The 19708-nt window shown below is 52.1% G+C and carries 18 protein-coding genes; 9 read left to right on the top strand and 9 right to left on the bottom strand.

The features are described 5' to 3' along the window. Positions 1-21: 21 nt before the first annotated feature. The 3 genes from carB to H7U06_RS07755 all read right to left on the bottom strand — a co-directional run bounded on the left by carB (position 22) and on the right by H7U06_RS07755 (position 5091). Positions 22-3252 carry a carbamoyl-phosphate synthase large subunit gene (carB, locus tag H7U06_RS07765; RefSeq protein ID WP_175625588.1) on the bottom strand — a complete coding sequence of 1077 codons (3231 nt, stop codon included), beginning with the start codon at positions 3250-3252 and terminating at the stop codon, positions 22-24. Further along, a complete protein-coding gene (gene carA, locus H7U06_RS07760) occupies positions 3245-4399 on the bottom strand; it encodes a glutamine-hydrolyzing carbamoyl-phosphate synthase small subunit (RefSeq protein WP_175625587.1) in 1155 nt (384 codons plus the stop codon). Before carA ends, carB begins: the two co-directional genes overlap by 8 nt. A 284-nt stretch (positions 4400-4683) precedes the next feature. Beyond that, complete coding sequence (locus H7U06_RS07755) at positions 4684-5091, bottom strand: heme-binding protein (RefSeq protein WP_012080097.1); 408 nt, start codon at positions 5089-5091, stop codon at positions 4684-4686. Positions 5092-5291: 200 nt separating this feature from the next. On the opposite strand from H7U06_RS07755, the gene H7U06_RS07750 reads away from it, so the two are divergent. Then, a complete protein-coding gene (locus tag H7U06_RS07750) occupies positions 5292-5642 on the top strand; it encodes a hypothetical protein (RefSeq protein ID WP_175625586.1) in 351 nt (116 codons plus the stop codon). Between the two features lie 37 nt (positions 5643-5679). On the opposite strand, the gene H7U06_RS07745 is transcribed toward H7U06_RS07750, so the two are convergent. Beyond that, positions 5680-6852, bottom strand: a complete 1173-nt coding sequence (locus H7U06_RS07745; protein WP_175625585.1) for a response regulator — start codon at positions 6850-6852, stop codon at positions 5680-5682. 112 nt (positions 6853-6964) lie between these two features. Between H7U06_RS07745 and H7U06_RS07740 the strand changes: the two genes are divergently transcribed. Beyond that, complete coding sequence (locus H7U06_RS07740; protein ID WP_175625584.1) at positions 6965-7516, top strand: C40 family peptidase; 552 nt, start codon at positions 6965-6967, stop codon at positions 7514-7516. Between the two features lie 37 nt (positions 7517-7553). On the opposite strand, the gene H7U06_RS07735 is transcribed toward H7U06_RS07740, so the two are convergent. After that, the gene (locus H7U06_RS07735) at positions 7554-8468 is read right to left on the bottom strand and encodes a patatin-like phospholipase family protein (RefSeq protein WP_175625583.1); all 915 of its coding nucleotides are present in this window, start codon (positions 8466-8468) and stop codon (positions 7554-7556) included. Positions 8469-8641: 173 nt separating this feature from the next. Between H7U06_RS07735 and H7U06_RS07730 the strand changes: the two genes are divergently transcribed. Then, on the top strand, positions 8642-9679 hold the full coding sequence (locus tag H7U06_RS07730; protein WP_175625582.1) for an extracellular solute-binding protein: 1038 nt from the start codon (positions 8642-8644) through the stop codon (positions 9677-9679). Positions 9680-9761: 82 nt separating this feature from the next. Here the strand turns inward: H7U06_RS07730 and rfbD are convergent, their stop codons facing one another. Genes rfbD through rfbB form a run of 4 tightly spaced genes read right to left on the bottom strand, consistent with a single transcriptional unit; the run spans position 9762 to position 13088 of the window. Further along, on the bottom strand, positions 9762-10658 hold the full coding sequence (gene rfbD / locus H7U06_RS07725; RefSeq protein WP_175625581.1) for a dTDP-4-dehydrorhamnose reductase: 897 nt from the start codon (positions 10656-10658) through the stop codon (positions 9762-9764). Then, positions 10655-11200 (bottom strand): dTDP-4-dehydrorhamnose 3,5-epimerase, encoded by a 546-nt coding sequence (rfbC, locus tag H7U06_RS07720; RefSeq protein ID WP_175625580.1) that lies wholly within the window; start codon positions 11198-11200, stop codon positions 10655-10657. Before rfbC ends, rfbD begins: the two co-directional genes overlap by 4 nt. A 2-nt stretch (positions 11201-11202) precedes the next feature. Continuing rightward, positions 11203-12093, bottom strand: coding sequence for a glucose-1-phosphate thymidylyltransferase RfbA (rfbA, locus tag H7U06_RS07715; protein ID WP_175625579.1), 891 nt, complete (start codon positions 12091-12093; stop codon positions 11203-11205). After that, positions 12090-13088, bottom strand: a complete 999-nt coding sequence (gene rfbB / locus H7U06_RS07710; protein WP_175625578.1) for a dTDP-glucose 4,6-dehydratase — start codon at positions 13086-13088, stop codon at positions 12090-12092. The genes rfbA and rfbB overlap by 4 nt, the downstream gene beginning before the upstream one ends. A 415-nt stretch (positions 13089-13503) precedes the next feature. On the opposite strand from rfbB, the gene rfaH reads away from it, so the two are divergent. The 6 genes from rfaH to wecB all read left to right on the top strand — a co-directional run bounded on the left by rfaH (position 13504) and on the right by wecB (position 19695). After that, the gene (gene rfaH, locus H7U06_RS07705) at positions 13504-14007 is read left to right on the top strand and encodes a transcription/translation regulatory transformer protein RfaH (protein ID WP_254873170.1); all 504 of its coding nucleotides are present in this window, start codon (positions 13504-13506) and stop codon (positions 14005-14007) included. A gap of 548 nt (positions 14008-14555) precedes the next feature. Further along, a complete protein-coding gene (locus H7U06_RS07700; protein WP_175625577.1) occupies positions 14556-15851 on the top strand; it encodes a nucleotide sugar dehydrogenase in 1296 nt (431 codons plus the stop codon). Positions 15852-15861: 10 nt separating this feature from the next. After that, complete coding sequence (locus tag H7U06_RS07695) at positions 15862-16917, top strand: Gfo/Idh/MocA family protein (RefSeq protein WP_175625576.1); 1056 nt, start codon at positions 15862-15864, stop codon at positions 16915-16917. Positions 16918-16919: 2 nt separating this feature from the next. Then, positions 16920-17501, top strand: a complete 582-nt coding sequence (locus tag H7U06_RS07690; RefSeq protein WP_175625575.1) for an acyltransferase — start codon at positions 16920-16922, stop codon at positions 17499-17501. Positions 17502-17503: 2 nt separating this feature from the next. Beyond that, positions 17504-18601, top strand: a complete 1098-nt coding sequence (locus tag H7U06_RS07685; RefSeq protein WP_183082353.1) for a DegT/DnrJ/EryC1/StrS aminotransferase family protein — start codon at positions 17504-17506, stop codon at positions 18599-18601. Beyond that, complete coding sequence (gene wecB / locus H7U06_RS07680; protein WP_183082352.1) at positions 18598-19695, top strand: non-hydrolyzing UDP-N-acetylglucosamine 2-epimerase; 1098 nt, start codon at positions 18598-18600, stop codon at positions 19693-19695. The genes H7U06_RS07685 and wecB overlap by 4 nt, the downstream gene beginning before the upstream one ends. Positions 19696-19708 lie beyond the last annotated feature (13 nt).

Here is a 19708-nt window from a genome sequence, read left to right as displayed (position 1 = left end):
TAGATTTTTAACGCTGTGGGCTTAGTGTAAGGTTTTATGCAGGCCTTGTAAATCATAGACGTGCAACTCGTCCAGATGGGCCATGCCTTCCACCGCTGCTTCTGCGCCAGCTATCGTTGTGTAAGTTGTGACGCGTGCTGCCAGAGCGGATGTACGGATGGTACGGGAATCCACGATGGCACTACGCTTCTCTTCCACAGTGTTGATAACAAGTGCAATCTCATTGTTTTTGATCATATCGACAATATGTGGACGTCCTTCTGCCACTTTGTTGACTGACTGCACTTCGATACCGGCCGCGCTGATAGCTGCAGCCGTACCTTTGGTTGCCACCACCGAGAAACCGATTTCAACCAGATCCTTGGCAACCTGCACTGCTCGTGGCTTGTCGCTCGCCTTGACGCTGAGGAACACTTTGCCCGAACGTGGCAGCTTGATGCTGGCACCGAGTTGCGATTTGACAAAGGCTTCACCAAAGGTTTTGCCTACGCCCATCACTTCACCGGTCGATTTCATTTCAGGGCCAAGGATGGTATCCACGCCTGGGAACTTGACGAATGGGAACACGGCTTCTTTGACGCTGAAGTATTCCGGTACCACTTCGTTGATGATGCCCTGGCTGTCCAGCGACTGACCAACCATGCAGCGTGCCGCAATCTTGGCCAGTTGCAAACCGGTTGCTTTCGAAACATACGGTACGGTACGCGAAGCACGTGGATTCACTTCCAGCACGAAGACGACGTCTTGTTGCTTGCCGTCGATTTCCTGCTGCTGGATCGCAAACTGCACGTTCATCAGACCCACTACGTTCAAGCCTTTGGCCATCAGCGAAGTCTGGCGTTTCAATTCATCAATGGTTGCTTGCGACAGCGAATATGGCGGCAACGAGCAAGCCGAGTCACCGGAGTGCACGCCTGCCTGTTCGATATGCTCCATCACGCCGCCGATGAAAGTACGCTGACCATCGGACAAGCAATCGACGTCGACTTCAATCGCATCATTCAGGAAGCGATCGAGCAATACTGGCGAATCATGCGATACCTTGACCGCTTCACGCATATAGCGTTCGAGGTCGCGTTGCTCATGCACGATTTCCATTGCACGGCCACCCAATACATACGACGGACGCACAACCAGCGGATAACCGATTTCCTGCGCCAGGCGCAATGCATCTTCTTCGGTACGCGCAGTACGGTTAGGCGGCTGACGCAGTTTCAGGTCGTGCAGCATTTTTTGGAAACGTTCGCGATCTTCTGCGGCGTCAATCATGTCTGGCGAGGTGCCGACGATAGGCACGCCGTTGGCTTCCAGGTCGAGCGCCAGTTTCAAAGGTGTCTGACCACCGTACTGCACGATCACACCGTATGGTTTTTCCTTGTCGACGATTTCCAGCACGTCTTCCAGGGTCAGCGGTTCGAAGTACAGTCGATCCGAGGTGTCGTAATCGGTCGAAACAGTTTCCGGATTACAGTTGACCATGATGGTTTCGTAGCCGTCTTCGCGCATCGCGAGTGCAGCGTGTACGCAGCAGTAATCGAATTCAATACCCTGGCCGATACGGTTAGGACCACCGCCGAGCACCATGATTTTTTTCTTGTTGGTTGGCTGCGATTCGCACTCTTCTTCATAGGTCGAATACATGTATGCGGTGTTGGTAGCAAATTCACCGGCGCAGGTATCAACGCGTTTGTAGACAGGACGAATATTCAGCGCACGACGTTGCTCGCGTACTTCCTTGTCGGTCGTTTTCAGCAATTTGGCCAGGCGGCGATCCGCGAAACCTTTTTGTTTCAGCTTGAACAGCGTGTCTTTATCGATAGCGCTGAGGGTCTGGGTTTCCAGCCACAGTTCGATATCAACGATTTCCTTGATTTGTGCGAGGAACCACGGATCGATGTGCGTCAATGCATGCACTTCGTCCTGCGTGAAACCTTGGGCAAATGCATCGCCGACGTACCAGATACGTTCCGGACCTGGCTCGCCCAGTTCTTCTTCGATGGTTTCGCGGTCGGTGGTTTTTTCATTCATGCCATCGACGCCGACTTCCAGGCCGCGCAAGGCTTTCTGGAAGGATTCCTGGAAGGTACGGCCGATCGCCATGACTTCACCAACCGATTTCATTTGCGTGGTCAGGTGGCTGTCCGCTTGCGGGAATTTTTCGAATGCAAAACGTGGAATCTTGGTGACGACGTAATCGATCGATGGTTCGAACGAAGCCGGGGTCGCGCCGCCGGTAATTTCGTTACGCAATTCATCCAGCGTGAAGCCGACTGCCAGCTTGGCCGCGATTTTCGCAATCGGGAAACCTGTTGCTTTCGATGCCAGTGCCGACGAACGCGATACGCGTGGATTCATCTCGATGACGATCATGCGGCCATCAGCCGGATTGATCGAGAACTGTACGTTGGAACCACCGGTATCCACACCGATTTCGCGCAGCACCGCGATCGATGCATTACGCATGATCTGGTATTCCTTGTCGGTCAGCGTTTGCGCTGGTGCGACCGTGATCGAGTCACCGGTGTGCACGCCCATAGGATCCAGGTTTTCGATGGAGCAGACGATGATGCAGTTGTCGGCCTTGTCGCGCACGACTTCCATCTCAAATTCTTTCCAGCCGATCAGCGATTCTTCGATCAGCAATTCGCTGGTCGGCGATGCTTCCAGACCGCGTTTGCAAATGGCTTCGAATTCTTCGGCGTTGTAAGCAATACCGCCACCACTACCACCCATCGTGAACGATGGACGAATGATGACCGGGAAGCCGAGTTCCTTCTGTACCGCCCACGACTCTTCCAGTGTGTGTGACACACCCGAACGCGCCGAGCCGAGACCGATCTTGGTCATTGCATCTTTAAACTTCGAGCGGTCTTCCGCCTTGTCGATGGCTTCCGGCGAAGCGCCGATCAGTTCGCACTTGTACTTGGTCAATACGCCGTTATGGTGCAAGTCCAGCGCGCAATTCAGCGCAGTCTGGCCACCCATCGTCGGCAGGATCGCATCCGGACGTTCTTTATCGATGATGCGTTCAACTGCTTGCCAGGTAATCGGCTCGATGTAAGTCACATCAGCCATTTCCGGGTCGGTCATGATGGTCGCAGGATTGCTGTTGACCAGAATGACGCGATAACCTTCTTCGCGCAGTGCTTTACAGGCTTGTGCACCGGAATAATCGAATTCGCAGGCCTGACCGATAACGATAGGGCCGGCGCCGATAATCAGGATGCTTTTAATGTCGCTGCGTTTAGGCATTTTTATTCTTCTCCATCATCGCCACGAAGCGATCAAACAAGGGGGCGATGTCATGCGGGCCAGGCGATGCTTCCGGGTGACCCTGGAAGCAGAATGCTGGCTTGTCAGTACGTTCAAAACCTTGCAGCGAGCCGTCGAACAGCGAGACGTGCGTAACGCGGCAATTAGCTGGCAAGGTTGCTGCATCTACTGCGAAACCATGGTTTTGCGATGTGATCAGCACTTTTTTGCTATCCAGATCCTGCACCGGATGGTTGGCGCCGTGATGGCCGAATTTCATCTTGAGAGTTTTAGCGCCGGAAGCCAGCGCCATGATTTGGTGACCCAGGCAGATACCGAAAGTCGGGATGCCACGATCGATCAATTCTTTGGAAGCCGCAATCGCGTAATCGCATGGCTCCGGATCGCCAGGACCGTTCGACAGGAAGATGCCGTCCGGATTCAGCGCCAACGCTTCGGCAGCGGATGCCTGGGCAGGCAATACCGTTACTTTGCAACCGCGCTCTGCGAGCATGCGCAGGATGTTGAATTTGACGCCATAGTCGAAAGCGACGACATGGTACTGGGGAGCGGTCTGCTGACCGTAACCCTTGCCCAGTTTCCATTCAGTTTCAGTCCATGGGTAGGATTGCTTGGTCGAGACGACTTTCGCCAGATCGAGACCAGCCAGGCCGCCGAAGGACTTGGCCAATTCCAGTGCTTTCTCTGCAGTCGCATCCTCACCTGCCAGGATGGCACCGCTTTGCGCACCTTTTTCGCGCAGGATACGGGTCAGCTTGCGGGTATCGATACCGGCGATGCCGACCACGTTTTCCGACTTGAGGTAGTCGGACAGTGTCTGGGAAGAGCGGAAATTGGAAGTCAGGATCGGCAAATCCTTGATGATCAGGCCAGCCGCATGAATTCGGGTCGACTCCACATCCTCGGCATTGACGCCGGTATTACCGATATGAGGATAGGTCAATGTAACAATTTGATTGCTATAGCTTGGATCGGTGAGGATTTCCTGATAACCGGTCATCGAGGTGTTGAATACAACTTCACCGATCGTATGACCCGGTGCACCTATCGAAAAACCTTTGAAAATCGACCCGTCCGCTAGCGCTAGGATGGCCGGAACTGTAGGGCCAGAAAAGAATGGCGGCAAGGGGTAACTCCTGATGTGTGTTACCGCCGCTGCGCTGCGCCAGAATGACCGTCGAAACCCGCGCGCAACTTTGCGCGCTGCTTGCTGGAGATACACTCGAACAAGGCGTCGTACAGGTCGTATTTAGACGATGGGAAATGGGTATGCGCTACGGCGGAATAAAATTAGCTAAACCGCCGAATTATAGCGCAAAGCACCCTCGACTGGCAACCGAATCCGGTAGTTTCCGGTGTGCCGAAGGTGTTTTATTTGAATGTCAGAGTGTTAAATCCAAACTACCCGGCTCAACCGCCGATGGCGATGATGCCAGCCTTGGCGATTTGTACGTCCTCCGTCGATTTCACGCCGGATACGCCAACCGCGCCCAGGCACTGACCATTGATGACGATAGGTACGCCGCCTTCCAGCATGCCTTCCAGCGTAGGTGCTGTGATAAACGAGAAACGACCATTGTTGATGATGTCTTCGTAGACTTTCGATTCACGGCGACCGAGCGCGGCTGTTTTGGCCTTGGCTGGTGCAATGTGCGACGAAATTGGTGCGGCACCGTCCAGACGCTGCAACCACAGCAAATGACCACCATCATCGACGATAGCGATCGTAACGCACCATTTGTGCAGGTTTGCTTCGGTTTCTGCCGCCGCAGCGATTTTTTTAACGTCTTCCAGCGTCAGTACTTGTTTGGTTTGCATGGTGCCTCCTGTCAAAGAAGAATGAATTGTACGACATCACAGTAGTGCTGAACTGCGACAACATTGATTTTGTTTACATTGTTTAACTATCATTTTGGCAGATCCGGCGTACTATGATTCAAGACTGAAACATTTACTGTCGGCAAACTAAGCCGTTTGGGCAATGTTAGGTCTGAGTCCATTGAGTTTAGGGAGGAGCTATGTTCTTCAATCGTTTTTCAAAAAAAACTGCCACCCCGACTCCCGCTAAAGAAACTTCGAAGAAGAAAGCCAAAGTTTCAGCAGAAGCCAGCCTCGCCCATTCCACCCTGTATCAGTTCAAGCGCAATGTACTTGAGTTGGTCGCTCGCATGAACCACGGCGTCCATCACGTGGATTGCGAAGTCATCAAGCGACAAACCATGTTTGTACAATCGCAGCTACTACACGCCATAGCGAATGACCCGCAATTGCCCGAGCACCTGAAAATCATGCTGATGCAGTATCACGCAAAAAGCATACGGGCCACGCTGACCGAGCGACGTGGCGAGCATTTACGACGCGTTGCCTGATCTGCACCGATTTTATTTCCTTGCAACATCTTGCCCGTCAGGGCGTGCCAGCCTTTTGTCGCGATAAAAGCAAATTCAGCAAAGGCTGCAGCTCGACGGACAATTTATTGATGTGGAGCAATGCCTGCTCTTCCTTGCCCTCCTTGATCCAGCGTAGCAAAGTCGCCAGATCGATAGCCAGATCCGCCGCTTTTTCCTGCTGCTCAAGCAGGGATTGCGTCAATAAACTCTCGCCTTGCTGCAACAAGCGCTCTTCTTCGTTGCCGATGACACCTGTCACGCCTTTTTGCAAACCCAGCAAAGCACGCTCACCGGCCAATTGACGCATGTCATTCAGCATGTCTTCAGCCGCAGCGGAAGCGCACTCGGCTATCGATACCACGCCACAGCTGGCAATCAAATCCATTTGCCCGTCACCGATCAGGTTGGCATTGGCAATCGCGCGGCAGACACGCTCGGCGAAATTGCGTGCCGAATCAAAATGTATGCTGCCAGTCGCAATTGTGAATTCGTTCTCGCCGGTGCGCGCCACACAATCGCTTAGTCGCACCGTACGATGCAAAAGCTGACCTATCGCATTGATCACACTAAAAGGTGGCGAAGCTGGATAACCATCCAGCTCAGGATGCTTCAGCCCTATGCATGCATTCAGGATGACGAAATTCCGGTTCTGGCGCGCCGCGTTGCTGCGCATTTCTTCGGCCCGCTGCGCCCATTCCTGCGGTGAAGGTAATTCAACATGATCGCCGACATCGCTGCTGTGAACCAGCGCTTCCAGTCCACGCTCGAATTCGTTCTGGGTACTGACCAGTTTGGAGAGGATATCCAGGCGCGACAGCAATTGCGCGGTGCCTATGCCCTTGGTAATGAGATCCGTCGCGCCTGCCGCTTTGGCGCGATCACGCTCGGCTTGCTCATCGCTGCCAGAGACCACCACCACCGGCATATTGCGGATACGGCCGATTTTGGATGCGCGTATGCGTTTGAGCAAACCGTAGCCATCCAGCTTGGGCATGGTCAGATCAGAGATGACTACCCGGATGCTGGGATCGATCAGCAATGCCTCCCATGCCTGCTCACCATCCAGCGCCTCGCGGAATTCAAACATGCCTTCTATGTGCTTGATCAGGGTGGCACGGACTATGCGTGAGTCATCGGCAATCAGAATTCGAGGTTTTAGGGAAAGGGCGGCGGGTGTATCTGTCAACATGTAAATCTAACCTTTTTGATGTTAGTAACAGCATAACGCCAGCGAATAAATTTTGACAGCACTTCCAGATTGACATACATTTCGTCAGTTCCATTGAAGGAAATCGCATCCGATGACATTTTTGCAACCCACCTTACGCACAGCTCAACTGGCACGCTCAGCCGTATTAGCGTTCAGCCTGTTGGCGGGTTCTGCGTGGAGCGCCGAAGCGCCGCCACCAGAGCAAAATGCGCAAGTCAGCAAGTTGCAAAGCATCTCCAACCACGCATCAGAACTGGCCATGCAGGCCATGGGCATGCTGGGCATCCATTACAAATACGGCGGCAATACCCCAGAAAGCGGTCTCGACTGTAGCGGTCTGGTACGTCATATTTTCAAAGAAACCTGGGGCATGATCCTGCCCCGCACCTCAGTGGAAATCAGCCATGTCGGCAAACATGTCGACAAAGACGATTTACAGCCGGGTGACCTGGTTTTTTACAATACGCTGCGCAAGGGTTTTTCCCACGTCGGCATTTACCTGGGTGACCGCAAATTCATCCACTCCCCATCTGCCGGTGGCCAGGTCCGTATAGAAAGCATGGACATCGCGTACTGGAAGAAACGCTTTAATGGCGGCAGACGCATCAGTGAACCGGAACAGGACTTCCCACCGATCAAATAAAAAACGCACCTGAGGGTGCGTTTTTTTATGGACTGGATTATTGCTCGCGTCTGCTGGCGAGCTTTTTCTTCAGCTCCGGCATCAGCGCCATTGCTGCCTGCTCACCCGCCAGTACCGCGCGGTTACGGCCATTGAAGTCATTCCCCTTCATATCGCCCAGGTTGGGACGGACCACGATGTCGGCATCTTTCAGCTCAAAGCGATTCAGGCTTTGCCCCATGATAGCGAAGGTCTGCAGCAAGACATCCAGCGAACTCGACGCCAGTTGTACTTCCGGTTGCACCGAGATATTCACCGCGATAATGAAGTCAGCGCCCATCTCCTTCGCAAAATGCACCGGTACCGGTGCCACCAGGCCGCCATCCACATACATGCGCTCACCTATCTTCACAGGCTGGAACAAGCCCGGCACCGCTGAAGAGGCGCGTACCGCCAGTCCTGTATTGCCACGTTGAAATAAAACGGGCTGACCGCTATTCAAATCCGTCGCCACTGCGGCAAACGGGATTTTCATCTTCTCTATCGGTACATTCTTGACTGCCTTGTTCACATAGTTTTGCAGCGCATCGCCTTTCAAGACACCACTGGATTTGGCAAAAAACGGGACTGACCAATCAGAAATCGCCGCCTCGTCCATCGCCAGAGCCATCTGCTGCAAAGCGAAACCATTGTTACCGGCGGCATAGAGCGCGCCGACTACACTGCCCGCGCTGGTGCCAACCACCATGTCCGGCACGATGCCTTGCGACTCTAACGCCTTGATAACGCCGATATGGGCAAACCCACGCGCTGCGCCGCCGCCAAGTACCAGTGCAATCTTGACTGGTGCAGCGGATTTAGGCGTGACCACTACCGGTATCACTGGTTCGGATTTGCCAGGAAGGAAGCTACATGCCGCCTGCAGTACCAGCAGGCCAGCCAGGAGAATTTTGCTGGAATAACTTTTCAACATCGCGGACCAATTTTTTTCAAAGAACGAAGATTACCCTTTTTCCGTCGGCATGGTTGTTACGTAACGTAAGCAAGGAAAAAGCTCACTTCAATTGAGAATCATTTTCATTCTTAACGAAATCCTACTATACTTCCTGCAGCGAAAATCCCAACTACCGACAAACAAGGATGCATATGAGACTAGCAAGTACCCTACTCGCCGCAATTTCCCTGATGGGCACTGTTTCGATCGCGCAAGCGCAGGATAAAGTATTGAACCTGTACTCGGCACGCCATTATCAGACGGATGAATTGCTGTACTCCAATTTCACCAAACAGACCGGCATCAAAATCAATCGTATCGAAGCTGATGACAATGCGCTGTTTGAGCGTCTGAAAAACGAAGGCAAGAACAGCCCAGCTGACGTCATCGTCATGGTTGATGCAGCACGTATCTGGCGCGCAGAGATAGAAGGATTCTTCCAACCGGTCAAATCGGCGGTCCTGAGCAAACGCATCCCGGCCAATTTGCACGGCAAGGATGATGGCCAGGGTCCTGAGTGGTTTGGTTTCTCGACCCGTGCTCGGGTAATCGTCTACAACAAAGCTGCTGTCAATCCGGCCGACGTCGCGACCTATGAATCACTGGCTGATCCGAAAAACAAAGGCAAGGTCTGCACCCGCTCCGGCTCCCATCCGTACAACCTGTCGCTGATCGGCTCGATGATAGAACGCAATGGTGAAAAAGCGACCGAGCAATGGGCCAAAGGCATGGTTGCGAACTTTGCCCGCCCACCACGCGGTGGCGACACCGATCAGATCAAAGGCGTGGCTTCGGGTGAGTGCGGCGTCGCGATTGCCAATTCCTACTACTACGCACGCATGCTGCGCTCGACCAAACCGGAAGACGTCGCTGCCATGAAAAACGTCGGCTTCATCTGGCCTAACGCTAAAACCAGCGGCACCCACTTCAACATTGCAGGCGGTGGCGTAGCGAAGAATGCGCCGCACCGCGAAGCAGCGGTTAAATTCCTCGAGTACCTGGCCAGCGACGAAGCACAAACCTACTTCGCGGATGGCAATAACGAATGGCCAGCGGTTAAAAGTGTCCGTGTGAAGAACGAAGCACTGGAGTCACTGGGCGCTTACAAGATGGAAAACATCTCCATCGCCGCGATCGGTAAAAACCAAATCGCAGCCCAAAAGATACTTGATCGCGTAGGCTACAAATAAACTGAAGGTCATAAAAAAACTGCCGGAACATCGCAAATGTACGCGATCTTCCGGCAGTTTTTTATTGTCCCAGATGGATGTTTTACATCCCGTCCTGACAAAGCTTCAAAGCTTCATCCCAGCCAGGCAAGCCGCAGAATGTCTGCATAAAGCGTTCACACGATAAGGATGAATTAGCCGGACGCCTGGCTGGCAACGGATAATCCTGCGTACCTATCGCTGTCAGCCGCGACTTCTTCGCAACCGATGGATGTTCCAGAATAGCTTGCGTCAAACCATGCCAACTAGTCCGCCCTTGCGCGGTCAAGTGGTACAAACCGCCACGACTTTGCCAGACTTCATGGTCCAGTTCGGCATCTGGCTGCGTACCTGAATACCTCTGCATCTGTATCAATGCATGCGCTGTCGCCTCAGCTATCGTCCGGCACCAGGTCGGCGCGCCAAACTGATCAGCGACTATGCGCAACTCATCCCGCTCCTGCGCCAGTCGACGCACGGTCAGCAAGAAATTCTTGCCTCTCGCGCCATACACCCAACTCGTACGCAAAATCAGATGTGTAATCCCCGCTGCCTGTATCGCCTGCTCACCTGCCAGCTTGCTACGGCCGTAAACACTCTGCGGATTAGGCATATCGCCTTCGGTATAGCTGCCGGCTTGCTCGCCATCGAACACGTAATCTGTCGAATAGTGAATCATCGCAGCGCCCAGCTTACGTGCTTCCTGTGCCATCACTTCGGGCGCTTGCGCATTGATACGCATCGCCAGCTCAGGTTCGCTCTCAGCCAGATCGACCGCGGTGTAAGCCGCCGGATTCACAATCAGCTGCGGCTTTACTTCACGGATGACAGTACGTACCTGATTCAGGTCGGACAAATCCATATGCGAACGATCAAGTGCTATCACCTGCCCCAAGCCTTGCAAGGTGCGCTGCAGCTCGTAACCGACCTGCCCGCTGCGCCCTGTCAGCAGGATCTTCAAGCGAACACCTCGGCCTCTGCCAGCGCAACTCCATTTTGATCCTTCTCTGACAGCGTGGGTGTGCCGTTTATAGGCCAATCGATCGCTATGATGGGATCATTCCAGGCGATGCAGCGCTCGTGTTCGGGCGCCCAATAGTCAGTTGTCTTGTAAAGGAATTCTGCAATATCGCTGGTGACGACGAAGCCGTGCGCGAATCCCTCGGGGATCCACATTTGACGTTTATTTTCTGCGGAGAGAACTGCGCCTGTCCACTGCCCGAATGTGGGAGAGCTTTTGCGGATGTCTACGGCTACGTCGAAGACTGTTCCTGATACTACGCGCACCAGTTTGCCTTGCGATTGCTGTATCTGGTAATGCAAACCGCGCAGTACACCGTGCGCCGATTTGGAGTGATTGTCTTGTACAAACCTGACTGTTTTACCTGTGACCTCAGCAAATTTTTTTTCGTTGAAACTCTCAAAGAAAAAACCTCTTTCGTCACCGAAAACTGTCGGCTCTATCAATAAAACATCTGGGATTGATGTGGCGATAGCTTTCATACTTACAGCACTTTATCGTCGAGAATACGCAGCAAGTACTTGCCATAAGCTGTATTTTTCAGCGGCTCAGCCAATCGCTCCATTTGGCTCGCATTTATGTACCCCTTGCGGAAAGCCGTTTCTTCCGGACAGGCGATTTTCAATCCCTGACGATGCTCGATGGTAGCAATAAATTGCCCGGCTTCCAGCAAAGACTCGTGCGTGCCGGTATCCAGCCAGGCCATACCGCGCCCCATTAATTCAACATTCAGTTCACCCCGCGCCAGATAAGCGCGATTTACGTCTGTAATTTCCAGCTCTCCACGTCCGGACGGCAGAATCGATGCAGCGATATCACACACTTGATTGTCGTAGAAATACAGGCCCGTAACTGCATAATTTGATTTGGGTACTAATGGCTTCTCTTCTATGCTGACAGCTTGATGTTGCGCATCAAACTCAACCACGCCATAACGCTCCGGATCCTGCACATGATAAGCAAATACGGTTGAGCCCTGGAGACGTTCTGATGCCTGCATCAATTGCCGGTCAAAAGCATGACCGTAGTAGATGTTGTCTCCCAATATCAAGGCCGAAGGATCGTTCCCGATAAAATCACGACCAATGATGAAAGCCTGCGCCAGACCGTCAGGCGAAGGCTGCACTGCATACGACAAGTTAACACCCCATTGGCTGCCATCGTTGAGCAACTGTTGAAAACGTGGAATATCTTGCGGGGTAGAAATCAGCAGAATGTCACGTATGCCAGCCAACATCAGGGTCGTCAGCGGATAGTAAATCATCGGCTTATCGTAGACCGGCAACAACTGTTTGGATATAGCCACGGTCGCCGGATACAAGCGCGCACCAGAACCTCCTGCGAGGATAATCCCTTTGCGGTTGCCCGGATTCATGGGTGAGTATCCAGATACCACTGCACCGTTTTACGAATTCCGGTATCAAACGCCTCAAGCGGTCTCCAGCCAAGCTCACGTTCGATTTTGCTTGCGTCTATTGCATAACGGCGATCATGACCAGGACGATCCGCCACGTACACGATCTGTTGCCTATAGCTTTTGCCAGAAGCTATAGGCTTCAATTCATCCAATATATCGCATAAGGTAAATACCACATCGAGATTGGTTTTTTGATTTTGCGCACCGATGTTATATGTTTCACCAGGCACGCCATCTGCAAGAACCAGACGCAGTGCAGCACAATGATCGCCGACATAAAGCCAATCACGTATCTGCTGCCCGTCACCGTAAATCGGCAAATCCTTTCCTGCCAGGGCATTCGCTATCATCAACGGAATCAACTTTTCCGGAAAATGATTAGGACCGTAATTGTTGGAACAATTCGTTGTCAGTGTCGGCAGGCCGTAGGTATGGAAATAAGCACGTACCAAATGATCCGATGCCGCTTTGGAGGCTGAGTATGGACTGTTGGGCGCGTAGGCGGTTGCTTCAGAAAATGGGGCATCGCCCGCCTCGAGCGAACCATAGGCCTCATCAGTCGAAACGTGCAGGAAACGGAACTGTTCCTTCTCCTGATTTTCCAAGCCAGACCAATAGGCGCGCGCGGCCTCCAACAGCTTGAATGTTCCGTTGATATTCGTACGGATGAATTCCGCTGGCCCCTGGATAGAGCGGTCCACATGGCTTTCGGCGGCGAAATGCGCAATGGCTGTCGGCTTGTATGCATTCAGCAAAGCACTCATTTTTTCACCGTCACAGATATCGGCGAGTACAAATGTATGGCGGATATCACCTTTGAGTGACACCAAATTGTGCAGATTGCCAGCGTAAGTCAGCTTGTCAACATTCAATACTGCAGCATTGCCGCGTGCCAGCCAGTCCAACACGAAATTAGAGCCTATAAAGCCAGCCCCACCAGTGACGAGAATCATGATCGCCGCTCACTAGATAAATGATGAGCGACTATTTGAGTGTGTACTTGTGTATGCAAATACATCGTTGTCGTACAGAGAAACAAGAATGTTGACATTAAATTAATGTTGGAATTGCCCAGCCCTACTCTGGGTACACGGGATTGCACTATAATCATGGCCAGAATTGACTTTGAGCAACATATTATCAAAGAAACAATCTCTCGGCGTCATAGGCTATTTCTAATCGAAGTTCGATAAAAATTTGCACATATATATATTCACTCTATCAGCCGAAATTGTAATAATTGCAAACAAAAGCGACGCTCCGACTTTCACACGACGTATAGTAGCTGCATAAAGCCGTGTTACCGCCTATAAAAAATTTATAATACGGCGACATTCAAAGAAATAAAACATAGAGCGAGAGGTTGGGATGAATATGGACTGGTATCTTATCCATACAAAACCAAGACAAGAAAATCGTGCTTTGCAAAACCTTGAACAGCAAGGTTATGAGTGCTATTTGCCGACATTGCGAGCCGAAAGATTGCGGCAAGGCATGTTGGAAGTGGCAGATGAGGCATTATTTCCCCGTTACCTATTTATCCGGCTCGGACAAGGCGATTCTGCCAAGAGCTGGGCCCCGATACGCTCCACCGTCGGCGTCAGCCGCTTGGTAAGCTTTGGCAAGGAGCCCGCCAAGGTCGCGGAAAGCCTGATTAATTTGCTCCAGGCACAAGAGAACTCAGTCCGAATTGAACCCAAGCGCTTGTATAAGGCTGGCGAACGCGTGCGCCTGACAGAAGGTGCTTTTGCCGGACTCGAAGGCGTTTATCAGATGGCCGATGGCGAACATCGCGCCATGGTACTCATTGAGTTATTGAGCAAGTCAGTGACCTTACGGGCCACCACCAACAGCTTGCGAAAAGTCAATTAAGCCCTTATTGCTGCTTTACAAAAGGGTTTTCAAAGCTTACCCATTGTGTCAAAATTGATACACACTCAGAGGCGTCATTTGAGTGTGTCACTAGCCATGCCACCAGCGCTTGCCGATCGTAAAACGGCACGGCGGTAGCGTGCTTGATTTAGTACAAAAACAATTAAAGAATCAATCAAAATTCTCCCCCTATCGAAGCCTGCTTTTCACCCCACCCTCATTGCGAGGCCGACGCCTTGTGCAAGCGTCTTTTGCAATGTTGACAGTGGTATCATCCTTGGTTTTCTCAATTTGATTCACGTTGCAGCGCTGCAATTCGTACCGAACACGGGCTTACCCGTTAGTCCGAATGTTTTGATGCGCTCCGTGCTTGAAATGACAGCCAAGTGCTTGAACGTCCACTTTCCTGAATACCTGAGAGCAAATTATTTCCGCACGATGTGCGTGCGGCGCTCTGATTTAATCAGTAAAACTGGCGTAGTGAACAAAGTAGCGCCATTCGGTAGTTTGGGTCTAACCAATCATTGACTTTACAGCTGGGAATAACTGTGACCTTAAAGGATAAAAAAATAGCCATCATTGGCTTAGGATACGTTGGCTTGCCATTAGCAGTTGAATTCGGCAAAACCAGACCCGTTCTGGGCTTTGATATCAATGAGGGCAGGATACTCGAATTACGTTCCGGCAAAGACAGTACACTGGAAGTGACTCCCGAAGAACTCGTCACAGCCAAACAACTTACTTATAGCAATAAATTGGAAGCTCTTAGCGACTGTGACATCTTCATCGTCACGGTCCCGACTCCAATTGACAAGGCCAATCGCCCTGACCTGACGCCGCTGATCAAAGCCAGCGAGACCGTGGGTAAAGCGATGAAGGCTGGCGCACTCGTAATTTACGAATCGACGGTTTACCCCGGCTGCACAGAAGAGGTATGCGTACCAGTACTGGAAAAGACTTCCGGACTTAAATTTAATAGTGATTTCTTCTGCGGCTATAGCCCGGAACGTATCAATCCGGGCGACAAGGTCAATACCTTGACCAAAATTCGCAAGATCACCAGCGGCTCGACACCGGAAATAGCCAAGGAAGTCGACGCCCTCTATTCAAGCATCATCACGGCCGGAACATTCCCGGCAACCAGTCTTAAGGTCGCTGAAGCAGCCAAGGTAATCGAGAATACGCAACGTGACCTGAACATCGCCTTGGTCAACGAACTCTCCGTTATCTTCGAACGCCTGGACATAGACACTATCGAAGTCCTGGAAGCTGCGGGTAGCAAATGGAACTTCCTGCCGTTCCGCCCCGGCATGGTTGGAGGTCACTGTATCGGCGTTGATCCGTATTACCTCACGCACAAGGCAGAGGAAGTCGGTTATCACCCGCAAGTCATTCTTGCCGGACGTCGCATCAACGACAACATGGCCCGCTACGCAGCACGCAGCACTATCCGACTCATGCTGAAAAACGGCATCGACGTCGCACGCAGCACCGTCGGCGTCCAGGGAATTACCTTCAAGGAAAACTGCCCTGACATCCGCAACAGCAAAATTGCCGATCTTGTCCAGGAACTCCAAAGCTGGGGCGTCAATGTTGTCGTGAGCGACCCTTGGGCGGATGCCGAAGAAGTATTCCATGAATACGGCATTCGTCTTGGCACCATAGATGCCGAACATCCGGTCGATTCTTTGATTGTCGCAGTGGGCCACAATGAATTCAGACGCGAAAACGTCGCTGAATTACGCAGCCTCTGTCGTGGCGACAAGCCAGTACTCGGCGATCTCAAAGCATTATTTGACCGCCATGCCAGCGCAGCAGCCGGCTTCACAGTTTTCAGGTTCTAAGGAGAGCACGATGAGAAATTACCCTACCATCACAGATCGCAAGATCCGCATGGCACTCGTCGGCTGCGGCCGCATTGCGGCCAATCATTTCAATGCGATGAAACAACATGCATCGAACATTGAAATCGTCGATGTATGCGACGTCAACAGCGATGCGCTCAAGAACGCAGTAGAACTGACCGGTGCCCAAGGCCATCTCAGCCTCACCGAAATGTTGAAAACGACTACGGCTGACATCGTCATTCTGACCACTCCAAGTGGCTTGCACCCGGATCAAGCAGTCGAGGTTGCCAAATCGGGACGTCATGTCATGACTGAAAAACCAATGGCGACACGCTGGGAAGATGGCTTGCGCATGGTCAAGGCTTGCGACGATGCAGGCGTACGCCTCTTCGTTGTGAAGCAAAATCGTCGCAATTCGACACTGCAACTCCTTAAACGCGCAGTCGAACAAAAGCGTTTTGGCCGCATACACATGGTCAACATCAACGTCTTCTGGACCCGTCCACAGGAATACTATGACGCCGCAAAATGGCGTGGCACCTGGGAGTTCGATGGCGGCGCTTTCATGAATCAGGCCAGCCACTATGTTGACTTGCTGGATTGGCTAATCGGCCCGGTAGAAAAAATTCAGGCGATGATGAGCACGACCCGAGACATCGAAACTGAAGACACCGGCGTCCTGAACGTCAAATGGCGTAGCGGTGCACTTGGATCCATGAGCGTGACCATGCTCACCTATCCGCAAAATCTGGAAGGCAGCATCACCATACTCGGCGAAAAAGGTACCGTACGCGTCGGCGGTGTTGCGGTAAACGATATACAACTGTGGCAATTCGCAGATGTACAAGACTATGACGCCCAGATTAAAGATGCCAACTACCAGACAACTTCGGTGTATGGCTTTGGCCATCCGCTCTACTACAACAATGTAGTAGAAGTCATGCGTGGTGTAGCTGAGCCGGAAACAGACGGACGCGAAGGCCTCAAATCGCTGGAACTGCTGATAGGCGCCTATCTCGCTGCGCGTGACGGCAAGACTGTGTCGCTCCCACTGGAGTATTGAGCATGGCGGTAACCATTCATCCTAGCGCCATCGTCGATGAGGGCGCACAAATCGGTGACGGGAGCCGCGTATGGCATTTTGTCCATGTGTGTGGCGGTGCCCGAATTGGTAAAGGTGTGTCCCTGGGACAAAACGTTTTTGTCGGCAACAAAACCGTGATCGGTGACTCCTGCAAAATCCAGAACAATGTCAGCGTCTACGACAATGTGACCCTTGAAGAAGGCGTCTTTTGCGGCCCCAGCATGGTGTTTACCAACGTATACAACCCACGCTCCTTAATCGAACGTAAAAGCGAATACCGCGATACCTTGGTCAAGAGAGGCGCAACCCTGGGCGCAAACAGCACGATCGTTTGTGGCGTCACGATTGGTGAGTTTGGCTTTGTTGGCGCAGGCGCTGTCGTCAACAAAGATGTACCTGCTTACGCTTTGATGGTGGGCGTACCTGCCCGGCAAATTGGCTGGATGAGTGAATACGGCGAACAAATCGAATTACCACTTTCCGGCGACGGGCAATATCTCTGCCCTCACGATGGCTCCACCTATACGTTGGAAGGCCAGACTCTTACGAAAGCAAAAGGATGACGATTCCCTTTATCGACCTGAAAACACAATACAAGGCTCTCCAACCTGAAATTCAGCGACGGATCAACCAGGTGCTGGAACACGGCCAGTACATCATGGGGCCTGAAGTCAAGGAACTTGAAGAAAAGCTAGCCGCGTACACAGGTGCAAAACATTGCATCACTGTAGCCTCTGGTACTGAAGCCCTGCTCATCTCCTTAATGGCTCTCGGCATCAAGGCCGGAGATGAAATCATCACTACGCCATTCACGTTCGTGGCAACCGCCGAGGTCATTGTGTTACTCGGTGCCATACCGGTATTCGTAGACGTTGAACCAGATACCGGCAACATCGATGCCAAGCTGATCGAAGCCGCGATCACCCCACGAACCAAAGCCATCATGCCTGTCAGCCTGTATGGCCAAGCAGCAGACATGGATGAGATCAACGCCATCGCAGCGCGCCACGGCAACATTCCCGTCATCGAGGACGCCGCACAAAGTTTCGGTGCCGAATACAAAGGCAAAAAAAGCTGCAACCTCTCCACAATAGGATGCACCAGCTTTTTCCCGAGCAAACCCTTGGGTTGCTACGGTGATGGCGGAGCCATCTTTACCAATGACGACGCCATTGCTTTAGCCTGCAAGGAAATTCGCGTTCACGGACAAAGTCAGCGCTACGTACACACACGTATTGGTGTTGGTGGGCGCATGGATACGCTCCAATGCGCAATCGTGCTGGCCAAACTGGATCGCTTTGACCACGAAGTAGAACAACGCCTGCTGATAGGCCAACGCTATAACAAAATTCTGGGTGAAGCAGGTGTCACGACCATCGTTCAACGCTCGGATCGCACCAGCATTTTTGGTCAATACACCGTGCGTGTTCAAGATCGCACTAATCTGCAAAAATATCTGAACGAATGCGGTGTCCCTACGGCCGTCCATTATCCTGTTCCACTCGACGAACAACCTGCGTATCGAGACTTATGCAAGGCGGGACACACCCCAGCATCCAAAAAAATTGCTGGTGAGGTAATGAGTCTACCGATGAGCCCAGACCTCACCATTGATGACCAGGACAAAATTTGTGCGGCTCTTTTGGCCGGGATTAAGCAATGATCAAAATTGCGACTATTGTCGGTGCACGTCCACAATTCATTAAAGCAGCAGCGGTATCGCGTGTCGCCAGAGAAAGCTACTCCGGTCAGTTGAGTGAATTCATCATACATACTGGTCAGCATTACGATGAAAACATGTCGCAAGTCTTCTTTGAAGAACTTGACATTCCTTGCCCGGAATACAATCTCGAGATCGCTGGTGGCAGCCATGGTGCTATGACGGGGCGCATGCTTTCAGGGATAGAAAAAGTGCTTCTCGACGAAAAGCCGGATTGGTTGCTGATATACGGCGACACCAATTCGACGCTTGCCGGTGCACTTGCCGCAGCCAAGCTGCATATCCCGGTAGCTCATGTAGAGGCTGGTTTGCGCTCGTTCAATATGCGCATGCCAGAAGAGGTCAATCGCATTCTTTCTGACCGAGTATCAAGCCTGCTGTTTTGCCCTACGGATATTGCTGTCCGTAATTTGGCCTCCGAAGGGATTACCCGCGGTGTGCACAACGTAGGTGATGCGATGTATGATGTGGCGCTTTACTATCGCGACAAAGCGCGTCAAAAAAGTACCATACTGCATCGACTCGGGCTGGCTAAAGGAGAGTTCGCGCTAGCGACCTGCCATCGTGCGGAGAACACGGATGATGCAACTCGTCTTGAGGCCATCTTGACAGGTTTGGCAACAGTTGCCGAAAGCATGCCGGTAGTGATACCACTACACCCTCGCACACGAAAAATAATCGAAGAGCGTAAGCTCTCCTCCTGTTTGAATCGCTTGCTTGTTGTCGATCCCCTTCCATTTCTGGACATGATTGCACTTGAACAAGCTGCACGTCTAATCCTGACAGATTCAGGCGGGGTTCAAAAGGAAGCCTTCTTTTATCAGGTCCCTTGCATCACTATGCGTGAAGAAACGGAATGGCTGGAGACGGTCGAATCCGGATGGAATTGCCTGGTCGGTGCTGACGCTGACTTGATCGCATCAGCGGCAAGCAAGGCAATTCAAGGAGAGCATGGCAGAAAGACTGTGACTCCCTACGGAAACGGCAACGCTGCAGAGAATATATTGGCGCAATTAGTTCGACAACATGTCGGCTGATTAAAAATTAACG

The organism is Herminiimonas sp. Marseille-P9896, assembly GCF_903993245.1.
GTDB lineage: Bacteria > Pseudomonadota > Gammaproteobacteria > Burkholderiales > Burkholderiaceae_D > Oxalicibacterium > Oxalicibacterium contaminans.
The sequence above is the reverse complement of the archived record's forward strand: the minus strand, read 5'-3'. Positions and strand labels throughout refer to the sequence as shown.

Excerpts from the sequence above, each read along its gene's own strand:
- H7U06_RS07750 (WP_175625586.1), top strand. The coding sequence starts at position 5,292 with ATGTTCTTCAATCGTTTTTCAAAAAAAACTGCCACCCCGACTCCCGCT.
- H7U06_RS07745 (WP_175625585.1), bottom strand. The coding sequence starts at position 6,852 with ATGTTGACAGATACACCCGCCGCCCTTTCCCTAAAACCTCGAATTCTG.
- wecB (WP_183082352.1), top strand. The coding sequence starts at position 18,598 with ATGATCAAAATTGCGACTATTGTCGGTGCACGTCCACAATTCATTAAA.
- rfbB (WP_175625578.1), bottom strand. The coding sequence starts at position 13,088 with ATGATTCTCGTCACTGGTGGGGCTGGCTTTATAGGCTCTAATTTCGTG.
- H7U06_RS07695 (WP_175625576.1), top strand. The coding sequence starts at position 15,862 with ATGAGAAATTACCCTACCATCACAGATCGCAAGATCCGCATGGCACTC.
- H7U06_RS07740 (WP_175625584.1), top strand. The coding sequence starts at position 6,965 with ATGACATTTTTGCAACCCACCTTACGCACAGCTCAACTGGCACGCTCA.
- rfbA (WP_175625579.1), bottom strand. The coding sequence starts at position 12,093 with ATGAATCCGGGCAACCGCAAAGGGATTATCCTCGCAGGAGGTTCTGGT.
- carB (WP_175625588.1), bottom strand. The coding sequence starts at position 3,252 with ATGCCTAAACGCAGCGACATTAAAAGCATCCTGATTATCGGCGCCGGC.
- H7U06_RS07755 (WP_012080097.1), bottom strand. The coding sequence starts at position 5,091 with ATGCAAACCAAACAAGTACTGACGCTGGAAGACGTTAAAAAAATCGCT.
- H7U06_RS07690 (WP_175625575.1), top strand. The coding sequence starts at position 16,920 with ATGGCGGTAACCATTCATCCTAGCGCCATCGTCGATGAGGGCGCACAA.
- H7U06_RS07735 (WP_175625583.1), bottom strand. The coding sequence starts at position 8,468 with ATGTTGAAAAGTTATTCCAGCAAAATTCTCCTGGCTGGCCTGCTGGTA.
- rfaH (WP_254873170.1), top strand. The coding sequence starts at position 13,504 with ATGAATATGGACTGGTATCTTATCCATACAAAACCAAGACAAGAAAAT.
- rfbC (WP_175625580.1), bottom strand. The coding sequence starts at position 11,200 with ATGAAAGCTATCGCCACATCAATCCCAGATGTTTTATTGATAGAGCCG.
- H7U06_RS07730 (WP_175625582.1), top strand. The coding sequence starts at position 8,642 with ATGAGACTAGCAAGTACCCTACTCGCCGCAATTTCCCTGATGGGCACT.